Origin of the sequence: Myxococcus virescens, from assembly GCF_900101905.1 — a bacterium.
GTDB lineage: Bacteria > Myxococcota > Myxococcia > Myxococcales > Myxococcaceae > Myxococcus > Myxococcus virescens.
The window spans coordinates 103,660-124,339 of record NZ_FNAJ01000009.1; the positions used below are offsets into that span (position 1 = coordinate 103,660).

A 20,680-nucleotide genomic window follows, 5' to 3' on the forward strand; every position below is an offset into this window, starting at 1 on the left:
TGTCTCAGGCGCGAAAGTTCGTGGGACTGGAGCGACCTCCCGGCGCTCCAGCGTTCGACTTCGCGGAACCTTCACCCATCCCCGCCGCGAGCTTGTCCACGCGGGCAAGCAGCTCGGGAATCGAACCACCCGGCGACAACTGGATGGCCTTGAGCAGCGCCATCTCCAGGGCCAGCCGAGGCTGGGCCGCACGCGACACGTCCCAGATGCAGCCGTGCACCACGTCGAACAAGCGCGTGAGCTGCGCGGCCTCCGCGTCCTGCGCCAGCGCCATCAGCGCCTTCTGCTCGGACTCGGCCAGCTCGTCGGGCGCCTTGCCCAGCGTCTTGGTGACGAAGAGATGCCGCAGCTGGAAGGCCAGCTCCTCGGCCAGGCGCTTCAAGTCCAGGCCGCGGTTGAAGACTTCCTCCACACGCTCCAGCACCCGCTTCGCGTCCTTGTGGACGAGCGCATCGGCGAAGTCCTGCACCAACGTCCGGTCGATGGCGCCCAGCGCGTCGGCCACTTCCTCGTCGGAGGGGTTGGCGCCGCACGAGGCGAGCACCTGGTCCAGGAGGCTCAGCGCATCGCGCATGCCGCCTTCGGACTGGCGCACGACCAGCGACAGCGAGCGGTCGGAGATGCCAGCGCCCTCCGCCTTGCAGATTTCCTGGAGACGCTGAAGCATCCGCGCCGCCGGAATCCGCCGGAAGTTGTGGCGCTGGCACCGCGACAGGATGGTGTCCGGGAGCTTGTGCGCCTCGGTGGTCGCGAAGATGAACTTCACGTGCCCGGGCGGCTCCTCCAGCGTCTTGAGCAGCGCGTTGAACGCCGCTCCCGACAGCATGTGGACCTCGTCGATGATGTAGATTTTGTGCCGGTCCCGCTGGGGCAGGTACTTCGCGTTCTCGCGAATCTCGCGGACGTTCTCGACGCCGTTGTTGGAGGCACCGTCGATTTCCGCGACGTCCACGCTGGTGCCGGCGGCAATCTCCGTGCAGGCACGGCACTCGCCACAGGGCTGGGCGGTGGGGCCCTTCTCACAGTTGAGCGCCTTGGCGAGCAGTCGCGCGGCCGTCGTCTTGCCCACGCCACGAGGTCCACAGAACAGGTACGCGTGCGCGACCCGGTCCATCTTGATGGCGTTCGCGACCGTCCGGACGACGTGCTCCTGTCCGGTCATGTCGTCGAACTTCTGTGGGCGCCATTTGCGGGCGAGAACGAGGTAGCTCATGGGGGGCGTCATCTAAACACGGCGGCGTGAATGATCCATGTCGTTGCCCTCCCACGAGGTGGGATTCCACTCCCCGTCGGGCTCGGATCCAGGGCGGGCAGACGAACGCTTCACACCTTGCGTCCGGGAACGCGGGCGGAAAGAGTCGGCCGCGCCCGTGTCCGCCCCCCTCCCTGTCACGCCCGCTGATTCCATCCCGACCCCCGAGCCCACCTCTCTAGCGCCCGGGGCCACGCCCCAAGAGGCGCCGGTCCGGAACTGGATGCGCTGGGTGCTCGGGGCAGTGGCGCTGCTGCCTGGCCTCATCGCGGTGGTGCAGTTGGGCCGCATCCACCCGGATGAGGTGTACCAGTCGCTGGAGCCCGCATGGTGGCGCGTCCACGGCTACGGCGTCCTGGCCTGGGAGTGGCGCGAGGGCCTCCGCAACTGGGCCGTGCCCGGCGTCCTGGCGGGCTTCCTCAAGCTGGCGGACCTGCTGGGCATCACCCACCCGAGGGCCTACCGCGTCGTGGTGGCCATTCCGCAGGTGGCATTGCACGCCTGGAGTCTCTGGGCCGCGTACCGCTTCGCCCAGCGCCGAGCGGGGGCCGCGGGTGGCCTGCTGTCGACGTTGCTCGTGGGGCTCTATGGGCCCCTGCTCGTCTTCGCGGGGCGCACCATGGCCGAGTCGATTTCCGCCTCGCTGCTCATCGTCGCCGTGGAGGCGCTGGACCGGAGAGCGCGGCTCGCAAGGGCAGGGCTCGTGGGCGGCATGGCCCTGGGGCTGGCGGTGGTGGCCCGTTACCCGTCGGCCGTCTTCGTCCTGGCGGCGTTGGTGTGGCTGGCGGCGGCGAGGCGGTGGCGACTGCTCGCCTTCACGTGCGCTGGAGGATTGGGCGTGGCGGTGGCGCTCGGCGCGCTGGACTGGGCGACGTGGGGCTCGCCGTTCCACTCCTTCTTCGCCTATGCGCGCTTCAACGTCTTTTCGGGCAAGGCCGCGGCTCAGTTCGGAGCCGACGCACCCAGCTTCTACGTGAAGCCGCTGCTCACCGCCGTGCCGCTCTGGGCCTGGGCCGCCGTGCCCGTGGGAATCGCCGCGCTTCGCCAGCACCGCGCCCTGTCCCTGCCGCTGTGGTGCGCCGCCGTGTACACCGGCGTGCTCCTGGCCACCGCGCACAAGGAGGAGCGCTTCCTCTATCCCGGCCTGGTGCTGGGCGTGCTGGCCGCGGCGCCACCCATAGCGGCGGGCCTCGTCCAGCTTGCTCGGCCAACGGGGCGGTGGGGCCTGGCCGGACTCGCGCTGGTCGCAAGCATGAGCGCGGCCGTCTTCTTTCCACCCGGGGACCTGCGGGCAGACCAGCTCCGCGCGATTGTCGCCGCCACCCGGGGCAATGCGCGGGGGCTGCTCATCGTCAATGAGGGACTGTGGGGCTCGGGCGGCTACTTCTACCTGGGGAAGCGGATTCCCTGGCTCACCTGTGACTGGCCCCACGACGGCGCGTTCCAACGTGCGCTGCGGGACAGGACGTTCAACCGCGCCGTCACCTTCGAGGACCGCGCGCTCGCCGAGCTCCAGGCCGGCGGCTTCCAAATCGTCCGGAAGGTGGGCCGCGAGACGATTCTCTCCCGCGAGTAGAGGAGGGGAGCGGCCAGCCCGCAAAGGCGAAGAGCCGGTGCCCTTGACAGGACACCGGCTCTTCAAAAGGACGGCCGGGACACACGCGGAAGTACGCTACCGTTGCTTCCTTCCGGACCTGGCGGGGTTCACGCCCCCACGTTGTCCCGACCATAAAGAATGTAACCACGTACTGCAGAAACAACAACGGAGAGGGTGGGATTCGAACCCACGATACCCTTTCAGATATACACGCGTTCCAGGCGTGCGCCTTCAACCGCTCGGCCACCTCTCCAAAAATCTGGAGCGGAGAGCGTAGGATTCGAACCTACGATACCGTTGCCGGTATGCCTGATTTCGAGTCAGGTGCCTTCGACCACTCGGCCAGCTCTCCAGTATTCAATTGTCACGTTTCTTCGCACGCAAGCGCCCGAAAAACGTCTTCAAAAGCAGGCGGCTCTCGTCCGCCAGGATACCACTCGTGACTTGGAGCCGGTGATTGTGTCGAGGCTCTTCGACCAGGTTGTACAGCGAACCCACCGCACCGGCTTTCGGATCGAAGGCACCGAAAACGAGTCGTGTCACGCGAGACTGCACCAGACCTCCGGCGCACATGGCACATGGCTCAAGTGTCACATACAGGGTGACGCCTGAGAGCCGCCAGGCACCGATCTTCCGGGCTGCGGCATCCATTGCCAACATCTCTGCGTGAGCGAGCGGATTGCGGTCCACTTCGCGGCGATTGAATCCAGTGCCAACGACTTCACCGTTGAACACCGCCACCGCACCTACGGGGACCTCTCCGAGCTCCGCTGCTTCCCGCGCGAGCGATAGCGCCTGCTGCATGAAAGCTTCGTCACTCATGGAGAACTGCTCGAAAGAAGTGGCGCTCCCTGGAGGATTCGAACCTCCGGCCTTCGGATTCGTAGTCCGACGCTCTATCCAGCTGAGCTAAGGGAGCATTTCTTCCGGCGCTGCTACAACAACAAGTGGCGGAGAGAGAGGGATTCGAACCCTCGATACCCTTTCGAGTATGCAGGTTTAGCAAACCTGTGCCTTCAGCCTCTCGGCCATCTCTCCAACTCTTCTCTGTCAAAGAGCCAACAAATTCAAGAACAAAAACTCGGAGGCGGTAGGATTCGAACCTACGGAGAGCTTGCACCCTCTGCGGTTTTCAAGACCGCTGCCTTCAACCGCTCGGCCACGCCTCCATACCACCGGGGCCGACTTGGCACCCCCCGGACCGACGTCCGTGGGGCCGCCCTTCTACCTGATTCTTCGCGCGTTGCAAGCCGGATTCAGACTCAAATCGGTTTCAGTTCCTTCAAGCCGCCCATGTACGGCACCAACGCCTCCGGAATGGCCACGCTTCCGTCCTCGCGCTGGTAGTTCTCCAGGATGGCGATGGTCGTCCGGCCTACCGCCAGGCCGCTGCCGTTGAGCGTGTGGGCGAGCTGGGGCTTGTCCCCCCTCTGGGCCCGATAGCGAATCTTCGCCCGGCGGGCCTGGAAGTCGCCGCAGTCAGAGCAGGACGAAATCTCCCGGTAGCTGTTCTGTCCGGGGAGCCAGACCTCGATGTCGTACGTCTTCCGGGCGCTGAAGCCCATGTCTCCGGTGCACAGGAGCATGACGCGGTGGTGGAGGCCCAGGCGGCGGAGGATGTCGCAGGCGTCGTCCGTCATGGTCTCGAGTTCGTCCAGGCTCTTCTCCTGCTGGGCGAACTTCACCAGCTCCACCTTGTGGAACTGGTGCTGACGGATGAGGCCGCGGGTGTCCTTGCCGGCGGCGCCCGCCTCGGCCCGGAAGCTGGGGCTGAAGGCGCAGTAGCGGATGGGCAGGGACTCGCCCTCGAGGATTTCGTCCGCGTGGTAGTTGGTGACGGGCACTTCCGCGGTGGGGATGAGGAAGCGCTCCGGCTCGCCCAGCGTCTTGAAGGCGTCGTCCTCGAACTTGGGGAGCTGACCGGTGCCCATCATCGTCTCGCGCAGCACCAGGTAGGGCGGGAGCAGCTCCGTGTAGCCCTTGCTGGTGTGCACGTCGATCATGAAGGTGACGAGCGCCCGCTCCAGCCGGGCCAGCGCGCCCTTGTAGAAGGTGAAGCGGCTGCCAGACACCTTGGCGGCGCGCTCGAAGTCGAGCATGCCCAGCTTCTCACCCAGCTCGAAGTGCTGCTTGGGGGCGAAGAGCAGGTCTGGCTTCTGCCCCCAGATGCTCACCTGGACGTTGTCCTCGGCGCCGCCGCCCTCGGGGACGGACTCATGGGGCACGTTGGGGATGAGCAGGAGGATGCGGTTGAGCTCCTCCTCCACGTCCTTGAGGCGCGCTTCCTTCTCCTTGATTTCCTGGGAGACGGCGCGGAGGTCACCGCGGAGGGCGTCGAGCGCCTTGGGGTCCTCCTTCGCCTTGCGCTTCATCTCCTCGTTGGCGGCGTTGCGGCGCGCGGCCAGCGACTCCACGGAGACATACAGCTCGCGGCGCTCGGCGAAGAGCCGCTGGAAGGGGCCCAAATCCAGGTTGCCGCCCCGCGTCTTGAGCCGGGCGACCACCGCATCGAAGTTCTGCGCAACGTTCCGGAGGTCCAGCATGGAGCACGCCTTGTAGTCACCCCCGGTGAGGCCAGCAAGGTTCCTCACGTCTGGGGTGCTCAAGGCCGGACGCCGCACCCCCCTCCGCCCTGACTCCGTGGGGGAGGGGATGCGCCGGGCGCGGAGACGTCCGGCGGACGACGACCTCAGTTCTGCAGGTCGTAGATTTCGTCCTCGATGTCCTTCTTGTCGGTCGCGTCCGGCTTGCGGGACAGGTAGTCCTTGAAGGCCTGCACGGCCTCCCGGCGCTTGTTGCGCTCCTTATAGGCGAAGCCCAGGTAGTAGTAGGCCATGGGGTTCTCCGAATCGAGGCTGGTGGCCTTGCGGTACCAGTCGATGGCCTTGGCGTGCTGGGCCTGCTCGGTGAAGGCGCGGGCCACCTTGTAATAGACGTAGGTGAGCTTGGGGTCCGCCTTCAGTGCCGACTGGTACCGCTTGATGGCGTCGTTCCAGCGCGCGGCGGCGAAGTACGCATCACCAATAGAGCCCAGCACCCGCGTGCGGCGGGGGTCGGCCTTGAGGCTGGCCTCGAACGAGGTGATGGCCTCGTCGAACTGGCTGCCCTCCAGCATTGCATGGCCGAGCGCCTCGTGGGCGTCCGCATGGGCGCCATCCAGCTCCACCGTCTTGCGCCACGCGCTCATGGCGTCCGGCAGGTTCTTCGCGTCCCGCAGGATGACGCCGTAGGCATAGTGGTAGTCGGGGCGGTTGGGGGCCCGCTCCACGGCCTTGCGCATGTTGTCCAGCGCCTGGGTGAACTCCAGCCGCTTCGCCTTCACCAGCGCCAGGTAATAGAGCGCCTCGTGGTTGGAGGGCTCGTTGCTCAGCGCGAGGCCCAGGTTGCTCTCCGCGCCCGGCAAATCGCCCCGCTCCAGCAGCACGGCGCCCAGCGTAATCGGGATGGTGGTGGAGCGCGGGTCCTCCGTCTTGGCCCTCTCCAGCTCCGCCACGGCCTCTTCCAACTGCCCCAGGCGCCACAGCACGAGCCCGCGCTGCAGCCGGCCGTCCTTCAGCAGGTGCGGGTCCAGCTCCAGGGCGCGGTTGGCCTCCACCTTCGCCGTCTCCAGGTCGTCCGTCAGCAGGGCGACGCGGGACAGGCCCAGGTGGGCGTCCGCCAGGATGGGGTCGAGCTTCACGGAGCGCTCGAATTCCTGCTGGGCCAGCAGCGTGTTGTTCTCCGCCAGGGCCAGCTCGCCGAGGCCCGCGCGCACGCCCGCGTTCTCCGGTGCCTTCTTCGCAGCCTCCTCGAGCTGAGGCCGCGCCTCCGCGTTGCGGCGCTGGGCCAGGTAGAAGCGGCCCAGGTAGAGGCGGGCCTCCACCAGGTTGTCGTCCGCGGCGATGGCGCGCTTGTAGTGGCCCTCCGCGTCGGAGAGGTTGTCGAGCGCGTCCTCGATGCGTCCGTAGAGGTAGGCGATGCGCGCCTCGTTGGGGAACACGCCGTTGGCCTTCTTCACGGCCTCCAGCGCGTCCTGCATCTTCCCGGTCATCACCAGCGCGGTGATGTGGCCGTCCGCGAACTCCAGGTTGTTGGGCTCCTCGGTCGCCAGCGCCTTGTAGATGGGCAGGGCGCCCTCGAAGTTGCGCTGGACGCGCAGCACCCGCGCCAGCTGCCCCCGGAGGAAGGTGGACTTCGCGTCCATTTCCAGGGCGGCCTTGAGCTCGGCCTCCGCCTCCTTCGGCTGGTGCTTCTGGAACATCGCCACGCCCTTGAGGCCGCGGGCGCGCGCCAGTTCCGCGGGGCCCAGCGCGGACTGGACGTCCTCGGCCAGCGCCCGCTCAACGGCCTCCGTGCCCTTCGCCACGTCCTTGCGGACCAGCAGCTCCACCGCGGCCAGCTCCACCGCGGAGGCCACGTGCTTCGGGTCCGCTTCCAGGGCCGCGGCATAGGCGGCGGCGGCCTCGTCGGCGCGGTCGGCGGCCTGGTGCAGGTTGCCTACGGCGTGGTGGGCCTTGGCGGACTTCGGGTTCTTCGCCAGGACCTTGTTCAGCGTGTCCAGGGCGCGCTTCTCGTCGCGCTTCTGCGAGTAGGCCTCGGCCAGCAGGAAGGCCAGCTCCAGGTCGCCCTGGGTATCCTCGCGGCCGTAGGCGCCGCTCAGGGTGGGGATGACCGAGTCCGCCTGCCGGGAGGTGAGCGCGATCGCCGCGGACGCCTTGATGACGTCCACATCCTTCTCTCCCAGGAACTCGATGTCCTCGAGGTCCTGACGGCAGCGGCTCAGCTCGTTCGGATTGCCCGCGGCGTAGCGGCGCTGGAGGTAGTAGACGGACTGGCACCACAGCGAGCGCACCTCCGGGTACTCCTTCTGCGCGAGCACCTTGGCGCTGAGCTCGCGGGCCTGCTTGTAGCTGGCGAAGGTGTCCGTGAGCAGCGCCTGCTTCGCGTCCGCCACCTGCTTCGCCTCGGCCGAGCCGTCGGAGATGCGGGGGGGGAAGAGGGCGCGGCGGCCGAAGGCGCCGTAGCGCGTGCCGAACTCCGTGCCCGCGCCGATGCCCGCCACCACCACGGCGACGCCCGCGGCAATCATCAGCGGGACGCGCTTCTTCCACTTCTCCGTGTTGCCGCTGCGGTCCACCACGGACACCGCGGCCATGCGGCCTTCATAGAGCTGCTCCAGCCGCTTCATGTTGGCCTGCGGGCTGGCGCCGTCCACGCGGGGCGCGTCGACGACGGCAGCGGCGGGCGCCGCGGTGGGCGTCACCAGCTTGGCGGGGCCTTCCATGAGCCGCTGGATGGCGGCGGCGAAGGTGGGCACCGTGCCGATGGCGGACCAGGTCTCCGAGTCCAGCGACACGTCCTCGTTCCCGAGGAGCTGCCCGTCCTCGAGCATCTTGACGATGACGCCCTCGTCGAACGGGCCGAACACCTTGCCCGAGCGCCGGCGGACGTGGAAACGGCGCACCTTGGCGCCCGCCTGGGCGCCGCCGTCCTTGCCCCCGGCGTCGTCGATGAAGGACAGCATCTCCAGGCCGTCTGCGGGGCCCGCGTTGGGCGGCGGTGGCAGTGGGTCGGAGAGGTCCGCTTCCAGGTCGTCATCCGGCCGGGCGGTGGGGTCGAACTCGAGCGAGTCAGGGATGCCGGGCGAGGAAGGTGCGCCGAAGTCCACATCACCGAAGTCCACGGCGGGGTTGACGGCGACGGCTGGCGCGGGGGCCGGGGGTTCCGAGAAGTCGATGGCGAACGGGTCCGCACCCGGCGCTGGCGCGGAGCCGAAATCGGCGGCGAACGGCTCCGCCGCGGGGGCGGGGGCCGGTGGGGCGCTGAAGTCGACGGCGAACGGGTCCGCACCGGGCGCGGGCGGCTCGTTGAAGTCGAACGACAGGTCCGGTGCGGCGGGGGCCGGCAGGTCCGCGAACTCCAGGGCCTGGGGCGCGGCGGGTGCGGGCAGGTCGGAGAAGTCCGCTCCCGGGGGCGGCAGCGCGAACGGATCGGCGTTCGCGGGGACGGGCAGTTCGGCGAAGTCGAAGGACGGCGCTCCCGCGGCGGGCGGAGGCATCGCGTAGGGCGAGGCCTCGGGCGCGGACGGCATCGCGTACGCGTCCGGCGCGAAGGCGTCCGTCTGGGGCGCCATGTCCGGCGGCGGCAGGGCGAACGGGTCGTCCACCGGGGCGGCCGGCTGCGCGTAGGCATCAGGGGGCGGCAGGGCGAAGGGGTCTTCCTGGGGCGGCTGGGCCTGGGAGGGCTCGCCCATGTCGAAGGCGAACGCGTCCTCGGAGGGCGGAGCCTCGACGGGAACGGGCAGGGCGTCCTCGGCGAAATCGAAGTCCCTGGCGGTGCCCGCGGGCGCATTCACCCCGTAGCCCTGTGCGGTGTCCTCGACGGGGGCTTCGACGGTTTCGAAGTCGAAGTCGCGCGCCGTTCCCGCGGGTTCATTCACGCCGTAGCCCGACGCCGGAGCGGAGGGTGGCTCGCGGTAGGCGTCGCTCGGCAGCGGAATGGAGACGACGCGCGTCACCTCGCGGGTGTCCCGGGCCGGCTCGCCAAAGTCGTCGCCGAACGCGTCCATGCCGGACGGGCCATCTGCCTGCGGCATGGCCGCGGCGGCCTCCGCGGGCGAGCTCATGTCGAAGGCGAAGGCGTCCTCCTCGGGCGCGGCGTCCGGGAGGGGCATGGCGGCCTGGGCGGGCTCGCTCATGTCGAAGCCGAACGGGTCGGCTTCGGGAGTGCTTCCCGGTAGCGGGCCGCTGGCGGCCTGTGCGGGCTCGCCCATATCGAAGGCGAACGGGTCTGATTCCGGGACGCCTCCCGGCAACGGGATGGCGGCGGCCTGTGCGGGCTCGCCCATGTCGAAGGCGAACGGGTCGGCCTCCGGGGCGCCTCCCGGCAAGGGAATGGCGGCGGGCTGAGGCGCGGCCGCGCCGGGCAGGGGAATGGCGGCGGCGTGGGGGGATGCGCTGAACGCCTCGGGGGCGCCCGGCAGCGGAATGGCTCCCGCGGGCGCGGCGCCTGGCAACGGAATGGCGGCGGCGTGGGCCGGCGCGGCGCCTGGCAGCGGGATGGCACCCGTGGACGCGGGAGCGCCGGGGAGCGGAATCGCGGCGGCGTGGGCCGGCGCGGCGCCCGGCAGCGGGATGGCGCCCGTGGACGCGGGAGCGCCGGGGAGCGGAATCGCGGCGGCGTGGGCCGGCGCGGCGCCCGGAAGTGGGATGGTGCCCGTGGACGCGGGGGCGCCGGGGAGCGGAATGGCTGCGGGCTGCGTGGTCGCGGCGCCGGGCAACGGAATGGCAGCGGACGGCGCGGACGCGGCGCCCGGGAGCGGAATGGCGGCGGCTTGCGCGGACGCGGCGCCGGGCAGCGGGATGGCGGCGGCCTGAGTCGCGGCGGACGCGGCACCCGGCAGCGGAATGGCGGGCTCGGCGGGAGCAGGCGCCGCGGGCGCGCTCACTGCATCGAGCTTGATGGGGAAGGTGGTCTGGCACCGGGCGCACTTGAGCTTCGCGCCGCCCGGCGGGATCCGCTTGTCATCGATGTTGTAGTTCGTCTGGCAAGACGGGCAGGAGACTTTCATGGGATTCCGAGCTCGCGAGAGGGGGACCGAGCGCCTTCGCGGTGCGCGCAGGCTACCAGAGGCGTTTCCAGCCCGGAAAGAACGCGCACGAGTAGGTTGAAGCGCACCCTCCCGGGCAAGCGGGCGAGGGCCCCTGCCTTCCACCGGTCAGCACGCCACGTTCGATTCGTCGCTCCCGGAGTGGAAGGTGGTAGACCCGCCCCTCAATGGAACCCATTGTCATCCTGGGCGCGGGCCTCGCGGGCCTCTCCACCGCCCACTTCCTGAACAAGCCCTGGCGCCTCATCGAGAAGTCCGACCGTGTCGGCGGCCTCATCAAGACCGAGGTCATCCAGGGGTGTTATTTTGACCCCACCGGTCACTGGCTCCACCTGCGCGACCCGGAAATCCAGGCCCTGGTGAACACGCTGTGGCTGCCGGAGCAGATGGTCCGCATCCAGCGCAAGGCCGGCATCTTCACGCGCGGGGTGTTCACCCGCTTCCCGTACCAGGTGAACACCCACGGTCTGCCGCCGGAGGTGGTGGCGGAGAACCTCACCGGCTACGTGGAGGCCATCTACGGTGAGAAGGGCCGCGAGCTGCGCGAGCGCGAGCCGCGCAACTTCGAGGAGTTCATCCTCCGCTACATGGGCGAGGGCTTCGCGAAGAACTTCATGGTGCCCTACAACCAGAAGCTGTGGACAGTGCACCCGCGTGAGCTGTCCGCCGCCTGGGTGGGCCGCTTCGTGCCCCGTCCCAACCTCAAGGAAGTGGTGGACGGCGCGCTGGGCGCTGGCAGCGACGCGGTGGGCTACAACGCGTCGTTCCTGTACCCGCGTGAGGGCGGCATCGAGAGCCTCGCCCGCGCCATGCTGAGCCACCTGAAGGGCGGCCAGCTCAGCACCCACACCGAGCCCACCTCCATTGACTGGAAGGCCCGGAAGGTGACGCTGTCCGACGGGAGCGTGCAGCCCTATGCGGGGCTGGTGTCCAGCATCTCCCTGCCCGGGTTGGTGAAGCTGCTCGCCAAGGGCGAGGCCGGCGTGCCCGACACGGTGCAGGACGCGGCGAAGCAGCTGCGCGCCACCACCGTCACCTACGTGGCCGTGGGCGCCAAGGGGGCCAACCGCCAGCCCTGGCATTGGATCTACCTGCCGGAGCCGGAGTTCCACACGTACCGTATCGGCTCGCCCTCCGCGGTGTACGCGCCGCTGGCGCCGCCGGACACGTCCACCTTCTACGTGGAGTACAGCCACCACGGCGAGCTGTCCCTGGCCGCGGCGGAGAAGTACGCGGTGGAGGACCTGGTGCGCTCGCAGATGATTCACGCCGCGGACGACGTGCTCTTCGCCCAGGCGCGCGAGATTCCCCACGCCTACGTGCTCTACGACGACGCCTACGGTCCGGCGAAGTCGGAGATTCTGCGCTTCCTGGAGCATGCCGGAATCCAGATTGCCGGCCGCTATGGGCAGTGGGAGTACTCCTCCATGGAAGACGCCATCCTCGCCGGGCGCGCGTGCGCGAGGATACTCAACGGTTGACATCCCCTGCGCCCACCCGTCGCATTGTGTCGACGGGTGGCTTGGGGCGTGTTAGCCATCTCTGTTCGAGTTCATGGCCCCGCACCTCACCGTCGTCATCCCTGTCTACAACGAGGAGTCCATCATCGCCTCGGCGGCGGAGGAGTTGCGCCAGGGGCTGGACGCGCGCGGGCTCGACTACGAAATCATCTTCGCGGAGAACGGCTCGCGCGACGCCACGCCGGCCATCCTCGAAGGGCTGTGCGCGAACAACCCGCGCCTGCGCTGGTTCCACTCGGAGACGCCCAACTACGGCGTGGCGCTCAAGGCCGGCATCCTCAAGGCCCGGGGCACCTACGTCATCTGTGATGAAATCGACCTGTGCGACCTGACCTTCTACGACGCGGCGCTGCCGCGGCTGGAGCGGGGCGAGGCGGACATGGTGGTGGGCTCCAAGGCGGCCAAGGGCGCCAGTGACCAGCGCCCGCTGATTCGCCGCGCGGCCACGCGGGTGCACAACAAGCTGCTGAAGGTGGCGCTGGGCTTCCAGGGCACGGACACGCACGGCCTGAAGGCGTTCCGCCGCGAGGCGCTGCTGCCCGTCATCCAGAAGTGCGTGGTGGACATGGACGTGTTCGCCAGCGAGTTCGTCATCCGCGCGTGGCGCGAGGGCCTGCGGGTGATGGAGATTCCCATCCAGCTCCACGAGAAGCGCCAGCCCTCCATCCACCTGTTCAAGCGCGTGCCCAACGTGCTCAAGAACGTGGGCAAGCTGTTCTACGTCATCCGCGTCCGCGGGACCTGAGCCGGGGAGGGCGCACCGTGCGGCTGGCGTCCATCTCCGTCGACCTCGACTCGCTGCCCCACTACTGCCGCATCCACGGCCTGCCGGAGTCGTTGCTGGACGCCCGCGCCCGCTCGCTGGTGCACGCGGTGGCGGTGCCTCGCTTCCGGGAGCTGCTGGACGGGCTGGGCATCCCGGGGACCTTCTTCGTCATCGGTGAGGACCTCGAATCCGACCCGGTCGCCGTGGCGGGCATGCGCGCGTCCCACGAGGCGGGCATCGAGGTGGCCAGCCACAGCCACGCCCATGACTACGCGCTGACACGCCGGGGCCCCCAGGCCATCCACGCGGACCTGGCGCGCGCGGACGCCGCCATCCTCGCGGCCACGGGTGTGCGGCCGGAGGGGTTCCGCGCGCCGGGCTACACGCTGAACGCGGACCTGTACGCGGCCACCGCGGCGCTGGGCTACCGGTATGGCTCCTCGGCGTTCCCCGCCGTGCCGTACTACTCCGCGAAGGCGGCGGTGATGGGGGCCCTGTCGGTGCTGGGGCGTCCGTCCCGCTCCGTGCTGGACTCGCCCCGCGTGCTCCTGGCGCCTCGGGTGCCGTACCGGCCCGACCCGGCGCAGCCCTACCGGCGGGGCTCGGGCCCGGTGCTGGAGCTGCCCATGACGGTGACGCCCGCGCTGCGCTTCCCCCTCATCGGCACCTTCGCCACCACGCTGCCCCGCGCGTCCCTGCACGCGCTGTGGCGCACGTGCCGGCGGGACACCTTCTTCAACTTCGAGCTGCACGGCGTGGACGTGCTGGACGCGTCGGACGGGATTCCTCCGGAGCTGGTGCGGCAGCAGCGGGATTTGCGCGTCAGCGCCACCCAGAAGATGGCGCGCCTGCGCGAGGTCTTCGGCTGGCTGAAGTCGGAGCGCGAGGTCCTCACGCTGCGCGACGTCGCCGGGCGGCTGTCGGCCTCGGTGTAAGGCATTCCCACGAGGGCACCTGTCCGCCAGCGTACGTCCCCGCCGTGCCTGGGTGTCCGTGGGGCACGCTTGCTCCGCCAGGGCGAGGGCTTCCGCCGACGGACCCTCCCGGCGGCGGGGCCGGTGGTGTAAAGAGCCCCCCATGCTGGAGAACGTCACCGACCGAGTGAAGAAGGGCCTGCGCGAGTGGACGGACCGGCTGGCCAACACCGAACAGAAGCAGCGGCTCCATGGCCTGTCGCGCCCGGGCAACGAGTACGGGGTGGACCCGTTCGGCTTCGATTTGGACTACAGCCTGTCCGCGGTGGCCCCGCTCCTGTGGCTCTACCGGAACTACTTCCGCGTGGAGACATTTGGCATCGAGCACGTGCCCGCCGGCCGGGTGCTGCTGGTGTCCAACCACTCCGGCCAGCTGCCCATGGACGGCGCCATGATTGGCGTGGCGATGATGCTGGAGGCCAGCCCGCCCCGCGTCATCCGCAGCATGGTGGAGAAGTGGGTGTCGTCGCTCCCGTACGTCTCCACCTTCATGGCCCGCGTGGGGCAGATTGTTGGCACGCCGGAGAACTGCCGGCGGCTGCTGGAGTCGGAGGAGGCCATCCTCGTCTTCCCCGAGGGCACGCGCGGCATCAACAAGCTGTGGCCCCAGCGTTACCAGCTCCAGGAGTTCGGCTTGGGCTTCATGCGCCTGGCGCTGGAGACGAATACGCCCATCGTCCCCGTGGCCGTCATTGGCGCGGAGGAGCAGGCCCCGGCGCTGATGGACCTGAAGCCGGTGGCGAAGCTGTTGGGCTTCCCGTCCTTCCCCATCACCCCCACGGGCCTGCCCATTCCCCTGCCCACGAAGTACCGCATCTACTTCGGGGAGCCGCTGCACTTCTCCGGGCGCCCGGACGACGAGGACAGTGAGCTGGACAAGAAGGTCCGCACCGTGAAGGCGTCCATCCAGTCCATGCTCCACCAGGGCCTCAAGGAGCGTCAGGGCGTGTTCTGGTGAGCGCCCGGCGCGGCGGTGCTAAAGAGGGGAGTTCCATGAAACCGGCCGTCGTCGTCACGGGCATCAGCGGCAACCTCGGCCGCACCCTCGCGAAGCTGCTGCACAAGCACGAGCGCATCATCGGCATCGACCGGCGGCCCTTCGCGGGACGGCCGAAGGACGTCGAGATGTACGAGCTCGACCTCCGCAAGAAGAAGGCGGAGGACGTCTTCCGGAAGAACGAAATCCGCGCCGTCATCCACATGGGCATCATGCATGACCCCCGGATGAGCGAGGAGGAGCACCACTCCTTCAACGTCGTGGGCACCACGCGCCTGTTGGAGTACTGCGCGAAGTACGGTGTGAAGAAGGTCGTCGTCCTGTCCTCGGCCAACGTCTACGGGCCCAGCCCGGACAACTCCAACTTCCTCACGGAAGACGCGCCGCTCATGGCCGCCAGCCGCTTCTCCGGCGTGCGGGACCTCATCGAAGTGGACATGCTGGCGCACAGCTTCTTCTGGAAGCACCCGCACATCGAGACGGTCATCCTCCGGCCCGTCCACATCGTCGGGCCCACCATCAAGAACGCGCCGTCCAACTACCTGCGCATGCGCAGGCCCTGGATGATGGCGGGCTTCGACCCCATGGTGCAGCTCATCCATGTGGAGGACGTCGCGCGCGCCATGGTGGAGGCGCTCCGCCCCGAGCCCAAGGGCGTCTACAACGTCGTGGGCCCCGGCGAGGTGCCCCTCTCCGCGGTGATGCGCGAGCTGGGCAATACCCCCATCCCCGTGCCGCACCCCGTGGCCCGCCCGCTGCTGGGCATGCTCTTCAAGTACCGGCTGGCCAACTTCCCGCCGCCGGAGTTGGACCACATCCAGTTCCTCTGCGCGGTGGACGGCAGCCGCTGGGTGAAGGACGTGGCCTGGAAGCCGCGCCACTCCATGCGCGACACCATCCGCTCCGTCCAGGGCGACTAGCTGCTGGAAAGTCCGAGGCTCCCTGACACTGTTGTCAGGCCCGGCGCGACGTCCGGCCCAGGGGCCCCTGACAGACATGTCAGAGGCCTACCTCGGGGGCAGGGCGGCGTCAGGCGGCCAGTCGGTGCAACCCCTTGAATCTCCAGCCATTCGCCAGCGCCGCGCTCCAGGCGCGGTGCTTGGCACTCCCGTTGCTCTAGTGGCTGCCCGTCACGGCGCGGCGACATGGGCCCGGCAACGGTGTCGCCCCGTCAAACTGTAGGGCACTCCATGGGGGAGTTCCCGACGCCCTCCGTCTCGGCCGGCCCCGGGACGGTGGGCGGTTTCTTGTAGGGCGCTCCATAGGGGAGCTCCCGACGCCCACCGCCTCGGCCGGCCCCGAGACGGTGGGCGGTTTCTTTTCAGGGGGATGGGGGCTGCTCGGGGCTGGTGCTCGGGCTCGGCAGCTCACCCTCGAAGGGGCCGTCGTCCTGGCTCTCCAGGAGCCACGCCCCGTCCCGGAAGACGAACTCCGAGGTGACGACGGCGGTGCGCTCGGAGGCCGAGGGCAGGCGCATCCACTGGATCCGGCTCTGCACCGTGGCCCGGTGCCCGTCGTCGGACAGCTTCACGTCCTCGATTTCGTAGTCGGTGATGGACAGGTCCTTGTCGTCGTTGAGCGCCAGACGCGCCTTCTGGAAGTCCTTGCGCCGCTCGGGGACGAGGATGTGGGAAGCGCTCCGGAAGTCCTTCCACCGGAGGGCCTGGTGGAAGCGCTCCACGGTGGGCTTGAGTGCTTCCAGATTGGATTTCTTGGACGTGGTTGCGCACGCCCCGAGGACGAGCGCGAGGAGCAGGGCAGGCAGGCGATTCACGGTGGGGAGGGTACCACCCGGCAGCAGCGTCGGACGAGGGAGCGGTGGTATGGTCCGGCTCCCCGCCCGAGCACCGGAGTCGCGAGCGCAATGGCCAAGTCGATGGTGGAGCGTTACGAGCAGCTCCTCCGGCAGGACCCCACCTCTTCCGTTTTCGTCGAACTCGCCAAGGCCCTGCTGGAAAAGGGGGACGCCGCGCGTGCCATCGAGGTCTGCGGGCAAGGCATTTCCCACCACCCAGCATCCGTCGTCGGGCGCGTGCTGTGGGGCAAGGCCCTCATCCAGCAGGGCCGGCCCGCGGAGGCGATGGACCAGTTCGAGCAGGCCATCTCCATCGAGAAGGACAACCCCTACGCCTACAACCTGATTGGCGAGGTGCTGCTCCAGCACCGGTTGTACCGGTCCGCGCTTCCCATTCTTCGCAAGGCCCTGGCGCTGCAGCCGAACGATGGCCGCGTGAAGCAGTGGCTGGAGCAGACGGAGCAGGCGTTCGCGGGTGGCCCGGCTCCTGTGTTCGCGAACCTGATGGGGCTGGAGAAGCCCTCGTCGGATGAGGACGCGTCGTCGGAGGAGGCGTCGAAGGACGAGGCTTCGAGCCCCACGGTGGCGCCCATGGCCGCTGCCCGGCTGCGCGCCGCCGCGTTGGGTGACGCGGCGAAGCTGAAGCCCGCGAGCGCCGGTGCGGCGCCGGCGGGAGACGCCCCGGTGGCGGCTCGCGCGGATGTGGCATCCGAAGCCTCCGCGAAGGACGCGGGGCAGGGGCGCACGAACGCGGACGCGGAAGGGAGTGCTCAGGCGGGCTCGGACGTTGGCGCGGCGGAGCAGGGCGGACCGGCCGTCCTTTCAGGTGACGCGGCGCCGCGAGACGGTGCTGACGGGGGGAGTGACGCGAGCGCCTCGCTGGGCCTGTTGAACCGGCCAGTGCCGGTGTCGTCCGTCCTGGGCGCGGAGCTTCCGAGCCTGGACCTGGGGCTGGGGGACGAGGATGCCCCTCCGCGTGGCGCGGCGGATGAGGCGGCTTCCGAGGCCCAAGCGCCCTCGGAGGACTCCGCGAACGAGCAGCGCGCTGACGCCGAGCAGGACTCCGGCGCTGTCGCGGACCCGCCGACGCAGCAGGTATCCATCGCGGAGGAGCCTGCCGCGGCCCCGGAGCCCGAGGCGAGCGGTGACGTGGATGAACCGCAGGCCGGGGCCGCTCCGGCCGAGGACGCCGGGGCCTCTGGCGCGGGTGGTCTCCTGGGTGACCTTCCTCCTCCCGCGCCGGCGGAGCCGAGGCCCGTCGTGGCGAGCACGCCCGCGACGCCGCGAGGCTCCGGGGGCAAGCGCTCCTTGCTGGAGGACATCCCGGACGCGGTGCCTGCCCCCGCGGCCACCGCCGCGAAGGCCACTGCGCGCAAGCCGGACACCGAAGCGCTCACCGCCGAGTACGAGAAGGAGCTGCGGGCGAAGCTGGCGCGTGAGGCGGCGAAGACGTCGTTCATCGCCCGGCATGGCGTGAAGGCCGCTGGGGCCGTGGTCGGCGTGGTGGTGCTGGCCATCGTCGTCTTCAGCTTCATCAACATCCGCGCGCGCCAGGGCGGACAGACGCTGAGCGAGACGCTGGCCCGGGCCGAGGACCTCATCATCCAGGACACCGGGGCCTCGCTGGATGCCGCGCTGGCGCAGCTCGAGAAGGCGCGGGACATGGACGAAAGCAGCAGCAGGGCCTGGGCGCTGACGGCCTGGGCGCACGCGCTGCGCTACGCGGACCATGGGCAGGCTTCCGAGGACCGGCGCCAGGCGCTGGAGGCGCTGGAGCGGCCGGGTGTGAAGGACGCTGCCCCCGCGCAGGTGCTGGTCACCAACGTGCTGGTGGCGGACGAGCGCGGCCGAGCCCTGGCGCGGAGCGCGCTGTTGGGTTCGCAGCAGGACAGCTCGGAGGTCCATGCGCTCGCCGGCAGCCTGTTGCTGGAGGCGAAGGAGGAGAAGCAGGCGCTCGAACGCTTTGACCGCGCGCTTCGTACCTCTGGCGCCAACGTCCGCGCGCTGGTGGCCCTGGGTGATTACTACAAGGCTTCCGAGGACTTTCCGCAGGCCATCGAGATGTACGAGCGCGCGCGCAAGAAATCCCCCGAGCACCCCTCGGCCCGCATCGGCCAGGCGGAGGCTCGGCTCGCGCTGTACCAGGACCTGGAGGCCGCGCTGACGGACGTGGCGCGGCTCGCGGAGGACCCGAAGCTTCCTTCGTCGCTGAAGGCGCGCCAGCAGCTGGTGCACGGCGAGCTGCTGTCCGCCCAGGGCAAGCATGCCGAGGCCCGCGCGCTGCTCTCCAAGGGGACCCAGGGCCCCCTGGCCTTCGAGTTCCAACTCGCGCTCGGCGCCGCCAGTCGTGCGGCCGGGACGCTGGATGCGGCGCAGGCCGCCTACGAGGCCGCGCTCAAGCTTCGGCCCAAGAGCGAAGAGGCCCGCGAGGGGCTGGGCCGCGCGCTGCTGGACCGCGACCGGGAGCGCGAGGTCCTCACCCGTCTGGAGGCCGACGGGGGGCGCAAGGTGGCCCTGGTGCGCGGCGCCGCATATGCGCGCCTGGGAGACTGGAAGAAGGCCCGCGCGGAGCTGGCGCGCACGCGCGTGAATGACCGGTATCCCCCGGAGGCCGTCTCCTGGCTGGCCCTGGCGGATGCCGCCGAGGGCAACGGCGCCCAGGCGCGGGAGCTGCTGGAGAAGGCCCTGCACGCGGCGAAGCGGCCTCGCAACGACATGCGGCTGGCGCTGGGACAGCTCTACTGGCGCGAGCGGGCCTACGACAAGGCGCAGGCCCTGTTCGAGGAGGCCCAGAAGGACCCGCGTGACTACGAGGCCGCGTGCTCGCTGGGGCGGTTGATGTTGTCGCGTGGGCTGCCCGACATGGCCCTCAAGCCGCTGACGCAGGCGGTGGAGCGCAACGGCGCGCATGGCGAGGCCCGGGACGCGCTGGGGCGCACGCTGCTGGCCCTGGGGCGGACGCAGGACGCGCTCAAGCAGTTCGAGGCGTGGCAGCTGGAGAACCCGGGGAGCGCGGCCGCGCACAAGGGCTTCGCGCTGGCGCTGTTCCACGCTGGCCGCCGCAAGGACGCGGAGGGCGCGGTGCAGCGCTCGGTGAAGCTGGCGTCGGATGATGCCGAGGCGCACAAGCTTCGCGCGGCCATCCTCTTCGGCGCGGGAGACGCGCGGGGCGGCTTCTCTGCGCTGGAGCGCGCCAACAAGCTGGACCCGAAGGACGCGGGCACGTTCTGTGAGATTGCCCTCGCCTTCATGCGCCAGGGCAACAGTGGCAACGCGGAGGCGGCCTTCGCCGCGGCCCGACGGGAAGGGCCCGATGCCACCTGCGGCCGGGTGGGAGAGCTGTACGCGCAGTTGCCGGGGGGGGGGCGTGGCGCCGCCCGGACGCTCGAGGACCTGGCGGCCAGGGCGCCGACTGTCTGGGACAAGGCCTTCGCTCGGGCCACCATGGCGCGCGCGCTGCTGGGGGCGGGGGCCGTGAAGGATGCCCGTACCGCGGCGGACGAGGCCGTGCGCCTGGCGCCTTTCGATGGGCGCGCCCAGCTTGCACTGGGAATGGTGGCGCTCAGGCAGAAGCAGGAGGACGTGGCCCGGGCTGCGTTGGAGAAGGCCGTGGAGCTGGAGCCCGCGGACGGCCTGGCGCGCCTGGCGCTCGCGGATGCGTTGGTGCGCGAGCCCGGTGCGCTGCCGCGAGCCGTGGAGTCCTACGAGGCGTTCCTGAAGCTGGCCGGTGGCTCGAATGAGGCCGCGCGGGTGAAGAAGGCCCTGCCCAGCCTGAAGAAGAAGGCGGCGAGGTAGCGTGAGGTATTTCTCCTCCCGGACGGATTCCCCACTGCTGCACATCATGTGGGGCAATGCGTTCCTGCTGTCGCTCATCTACCTGCTGCTGGGGCTCGGGGTGGAGATTGCCCTGCGCTACTTCCCCTCGCGATTCCTCCAGCGGCTGTCGCTGTCGCTGGACTCGCTGCCGGCACGGGCCCTGGAGCTGACGGGGGCCATGGAGCCCTTGCGGGCGGCCTACTTCTCCGGCCGCATCTCCGAGGCGGGCGTGCGCGTCGTGTTCGGCGTCACCACCATGGTCGTGATTTTCCTGCTCGCGATGGTGGTGGGCACGTTGATGGGCGGCGTCCGGACGCTGCTGGCGCGCCGGGCCCTGCGCGAGGGCGGACGCCGGCACCCCTGAGGAGGCCGCGG

13 protein-coding genes, 5 tRNA genes and 1 other RNA gene are annotated in these 20,680 nt (G+C 69.8%); 8 read left to right on the forward strand and 11 right to left on the reverse strand.

Annotated features, from left to right (window positions below; all coding sequences use genetic code 11):
- Positions 1-4: 4 nt before the first annotated feature.
- Positions 5-1,213, reverse strand: coding sequence for a DNA polymerase III subunit gamma/tau (gene dnaX / locus BLU09_RS24420; RefSeq protein WP_090491909.1), 1,209 nt, complete (start codon positions 1,211-1,213; stop codon positions 5-7).
- 37 nt (positions 1,214-1,250) lie between these two features.
- On the opposite strand from dnaX, the gene BLU09_RS24425 reads away from it, so the two are divergent.
- Positions 1,251-2,828 carry a glycosyltransferase family protein gene (locus BLU09_RS24425; protein WP_090491910.1) on the forward strand — a complete coding sequence of 526 codons (1,578 nt, stop codon included), beginning with the start codon at positions 1,251-1,253 and terminating at the stop codon, positions 2,826-2,828.
- 64 nt (positions 2,829-2,892) lie between these two features.
- Here the strand turns inward: BLU09_RS24425 and ffs are convergent.
- From ffs to BLU09_RS24470, 9 genes are all read right to left on the reverse strand, one after another.
- Positions 2,893-2,985: signal recognition particle sRNA small type (ffs, locus tag BLU09_RS24430), an RNA gene on the reverse strand.
- 30 nt (positions 2,986-3,015) lie between these two features.
- Positions 3,016-3,102, reverse strand: a tRNA-Ser gene (locus BLU09_RS24435).
- A 12-nt stretch (positions 3,103-3,114) separates the two neighbouring features.
- Positions 3,115-3,201 (reverse strand) — tRNA-Ser (locus BLU09_RS24440).
- 5 nt (positions 3,202-3,206) lie between these two features.
- The gene (gene tadA / locus BLU09_RS24445; RefSeq protein ID WP_090491911.1) at positions 3,207-3,671 is read right to left on the reverse strand and encodes a tRNA adenosine(34) deaminase TadA; all 465 of its coding nucleotides are present in this window, start codon (positions 3,669-3,671) and stop codon (positions 3,207-3,209) included.
- A 20-nt stretch (positions 3,672-3,691) separates the two neighbouring features.
- Positions 3,692-3,768: transfer RNA gene (locus tag BLU09_RS24450), tRNA-Arg, on the reverse strand.
- A 29-nt stretch (positions 3,769-3,797) separates the two neighbouring features.
- Positions 3,798-3,887, reverse strand: a tRNA-Ser gene (locus BLU09_RS24455).
- A 44-nt stretch (positions 3,888-3,931) separates the two neighbouring features.
- Positions 3,932-4,018 (reverse strand) — tRNA-Ser (locus tag BLU09_RS24460).
- Between the two features lie 93 nt (positions 4,019-4,111).
- Entirely contained in the window at positions 4,112-5,392 is a 1,281-nt protein-coding gene (gene serS, locus BLU09_RS24465; protein WP_090491912.1) for a serine--tRNA ligase, read from the reverse strand.
- Between the two features lie 146 nt (positions 5,393-5,538).
- Positions 5,539-10,398, reverse strand: coding sequence for a tetratricopeptide repeat protein (locus BLU09_RS24470; protein WP_090491913.1), 4,860 nt, complete (start codon positions 10,396-10,398; stop codon positions 5,539-5,541).
- A 206-nt stretch (positions 10,399-10,604) separates the two neighbouring features.
- Between BLU09_RS24470 and BLU09_RS24475 the strand changes: the two genes are divergently transcribed.
- The 5 genes from BLU09_RS24475 (at position 10,605) to BLU09_RS24495 (ending at position 15,614) form a co-directional block, all read left to right on the forward strand.
- A complete protein-coding gene (locus BLU09_RS24475; RefSeq protein ID WP_090491914.1) occupies positions 10,605-11,918 on the forward strand; it encodes a protoporphyrinogen/coproporphyrinogen oxidase in 1,314 nt (437 codons plus the stop codon).
- Between the two features lie 73 nt (positions 11,919-11,991).
- Positions 11,992-12,702 carry a glycosyltransferase family 2 protein gene (locus tag BLU09_RS24480; RefSeq protein WP_090491915.1) on the forward strand — a complete coding sequence of 237 codons (711 nt, stop codon included), beginning with the start codon at positions 11,992-11,994 and terminating at the stop codon, positions 12,700-12,702.
- A gap of 17 nt (positions 12,703-12,719) precedes the next feature.
- On the forward strand, positions 12,720-13,658 hold the full coding sequence (locus BLU09_RS24485) for a polysaccharide deacetylase family protein (protein ID WP_090491916.1): 939 nt from the start codon (positions 12,720-12,722) through the stop codon (positions 13,656-13,658).
- 142 nt (positions 13,659-13,800) lie between these two features.
- A complete protein-coding gene (locus BLU09_RS24490; protein WP_090491917.1) occupies positions 13,801-14,655 on the forward strand; it encodes a lysophospholipid acyltransferase family protein in 855 nt (284 codons plus the stop codon).
- Positions 14,656-14,690: 35 nt separating this feature from the next.
- A complete protein-coding gene (locus BLU09_RS24495; protein ID WP_011552040.1) occupies positions 14,691-15,614 on the forward strand; it encodes an SDR family oxidoreductase in 924 nt (307 codons plus the stop codon).
- A gap of 401 nt (positions 15,615-16,015) precedes the next feature.
- Here the strand turns inward: BLU09_RS24495 and BLU09_RS39500 are convergent, their stop codons facing one another.
- Positions 16,016-16,468 carry a hypothetical protein gene (locus BLU09_RS39500; protein ID WP_225888685.1) on the reverse strand — a complete coding sequence of 151 codons (453 nt, stop codon included), beginning with the start codon at positions 16,466-16,468 and terminating at the stop codon, positions 16,016-16,018.
- Positions 16,469-16,558: 90 nt separating this feature from the next.
- On the opposite strand from BLU09_RS39500, the gene BLU09_RS24500 reads away from it, so the two are divergent.
- Together BLU09_RS24500 and BLU09_RS24505 are read left to right on the forward strand one after the other, a co-directional pair.
- The gene (locus BLU09_RS24500) at positions 16,559-20,284 is read left to right on the forward strand and encodes a tetratricopeptide repeat protein (protein ID WP_244171999.1); all 3,726 of its coding nucleotides are present in this window, start codon (positions 16,559-16,561) and stop codon (positions 20,282-20,284) included.
- A gap of 1 nt (position 20,285) precedes the next feature.
- Positions 20,286-20,669: a hypothetical protein gene (locus tag BLU09_RS24505; protein WP_090491919.1), complete on the forward strand. Its 384-nt coding sequence runs from the start codon at positions 20,286-20,288 to the stop codon at positions 20,667-20,669.
- Positions 20,670-20,680 lie beyond the last annotated feature (11 nt).